2 protein-coding genes are annotated in these 2,522 nt (G+C 67.8%); both read right to left on the bottom strand.

From position 1 onward, the window contains the following. Positions 1–326 (bottom strand): chemotaxis protein CheW (locus MTR72_RS40125; RefSeq protein WP_341512337.1); only part of this gene is annotated, 326 nt, incomplete at its 3' end. Positions 327–347: 21 nt separating this feature from the next. Continuing rightward, positions 348–2,522: hybrid sensor histidine kinase/response regulator (locus MTR72_RS40130; protein WP_341512338.1), on the bottom strand; the 2,175-nt coding region annotated here is incomplete at its 5' end.

Genomic DNA, 2,522 nt, shown 5'->3' on the forward strand with positions numbered 1-2,522 from the left:
TCGAGCAGGCGCAGCACCTCGCCGATCTGGTCGATCAGGAGGCCATAGGATTCGCCGCGCAGGTCGACGCCGACCGCCATCGGCACCTTGCCGTCGTCGGCCTTGGGCAGCCCGAGCCGGGCGCGCATGTCGATCACGGTGACGATGCGGCCGCGCAGATTGAGCACGCCGGCGATCTCGCGCGAGGCCAGCGGCACGCGGGTGACGCGTTCGGGCATGAACACGTCCTGGACGCGGGAGATCGGCAGGCCGAAGAGCTGGCCGCCGATCATCGCGGTGACGTACTCGACCATGGCGCCTTCGCTGGACTGGGTCTTGCTGCTCATCTTGCCTATCTCCTTGCCGCTTTACGCCGCCGCCCGGCTCAGCTCGGCGGCCCCGGCGGCGGTGGCGGTCTGTTCCTTCAGCGCCGCGATCAGGCCGGGGCGGTCGAACTTGGCGACATAGTCGTGGAAGCCGGCCTGGCGGCCGCGCTCGATCGCCGCCGCCGAGACCAGCGCCGACAGGCCGATGATCGGCATCGCGGCGAGATTGTGGTCGGTGCGCAGCGCCTCGGCGAACTCGAACCCGTTCATGTCGGGCATCTCGATGTCGGTCAGCACCACGTCGAAGCTCTGGCCCGCGCGCAGCGTGGCGAGGGCCTCCTGCGCGCCGGCCGCGGTGCGGACCCGGTAGCCGGCGGCTTTCAGCACCGGGGCCAGCATGTTGCGGAAGAACGCTGAGTCGTCGACCAAGAGCACCGACTGCGAGGCCATCGACGGCTTCATCTCCTTGCGGGTGAACCAGTCGGCGAACGCCATCGGCAGGAAGTGGCCGACATCGATCACCTCGGTGGCCTGGCCCTTGATCACGGCCGAGCCCAAAATGCCGCTGCCGGTGCCGCCGACCTCGATGTTGAGCCGTTCCTCGACGATGTCGATGATCTCGTCGACGACGAGGCCCATCGAGCGGCCGTCGTCGGCGAACACCAGGATCGGCTGCGCGCCCTGCGAAGCGATGCTGACGCCCTCCATCGCGACCAGCGGCATGAGCTGCTCGCGGTACTGCACCATGTAGCGGCCGTTACTGAACTCGATCTTGTCGGCGGGCAGCTCCTCGAGGCGGGTGACGAGGCCGAGCGGCACCGCCTTGGGCTGGCTGGTGCCGGCGCGGAACACCAGCAGCGAGGTGGTCTGCTCGCCAGTGCCGATGTGATGGGCGGCGGCGTCATCGGCCATGTCGTGGGCCGAGGCGCCGGCGGCGCCGAGCGCCTTGGCGATGCCGTTGGGGTCGATGATCATGATGACGGCGCCATCGCCCAAAATGGTGTTGCCGGAGAACATGTCGATGTGGCGCAGCTTGGTCGACATCGGCTTGACCACGATCTCCTCGGTGTGGAACACGCCGTCGACGACGATGCCGAAGGTCTGGCTGCCGACCTGGGTCACCACGATGAAGCCGTTCTCGGGATCGCTAGCGGCGCCGTCGTCGATCTTCAGGAGCTTCTTGAGGTGGATCAGCGGCAGCAGCTTGTTGCGCAGGCGCAAGACCGCGGTGTCCTTGATGCGCTCGATGCGGTGCTCGGAGTTGGCGCGGGCCCGCACCAGCTCGACCACGGACAGTTGCGGGATGGCGAAGCGGTCGCCGGCGGCCTCGACGATCAGCGCCGAGACGATCGCCAGGGTCAGCGGGATCTTGATGGTGACCGAGGAGCCCTCGCCGGCGACCGACTTGATGTCGATGGTGCCGCCGATCTGGTCGATATTGGTGCGCACCACGTCCATGCCGACGCCGCGCCCCGACACCGAGGTGATGGCGGCCGCGGTGGAGAAGCCCGGCGCGAAGATGAACTTGTGGATCTGGGCTTCGCTCATCTTCTCGAGCTCGGCCTCGGTGACGAGACCGCTAGCGAGCGCCTTGGCCTTGATCTTCTCGGTGTTGAGGCCTCTGCCGTTGTCGGCGATGCAGATGATGATGTGGCCGCCCTCGTGATAGGCCGACAGGCGGATGGTGCCCTGCTCGCCCTTGCCGGCCGCGAGGCGCTCGGCCGGGGTCTCCAGGCCATGATCGGCGGAGTTGCGCACCATGTGGGTGAGCGGATCCTTGATCAGGTCGAGCACCTGGCGGTCGAGCTCGGTGTCGGCGCCGTGCATCTCGAGCTCGATCTGCTTGCCGAGCTCGCTCGACAGATCGCGCACGATGCGCGGCAGCTTCTGCCAGGCATTGCCGATCGGCTGCATCCGCGTCTTCATGACGCCCTCCTGCAGCTCGGCGGTGACGTTGGACAGCCGCTGCAACGGCACCTTGAACTCGGTGTCCTCGTTGCGGCGGGAGATCTCCAGGAGCTGGTTGCGGGTCAGCACCAGCTCGGAGACCATGGTCATCAAATGCTCCAGCGTGTCCACGTTGACGCGGATCGACTGGTTGGCGACGCGGTCGCCCTCGGCGGCGGTCTCGTCGGCCATCGACCTCTTGGGCGCGGCCTTGGCGGCGGGTTTGGCAACCTCCTTGGCGGTCGCGTTGGCCGGCGCCGGCTCGGCCTT

Origin of the sequence: Bradyrhizobium sp. ISRA442, from assembly GCF_038085055.1 — a bacterium.
Classification (GTDB): domain Bacteria; phylum Pseudomonadota; class Alphaproteobacteria; order Rhizobiales; family Xanthobacteraceae; genus Bradyrhizobium.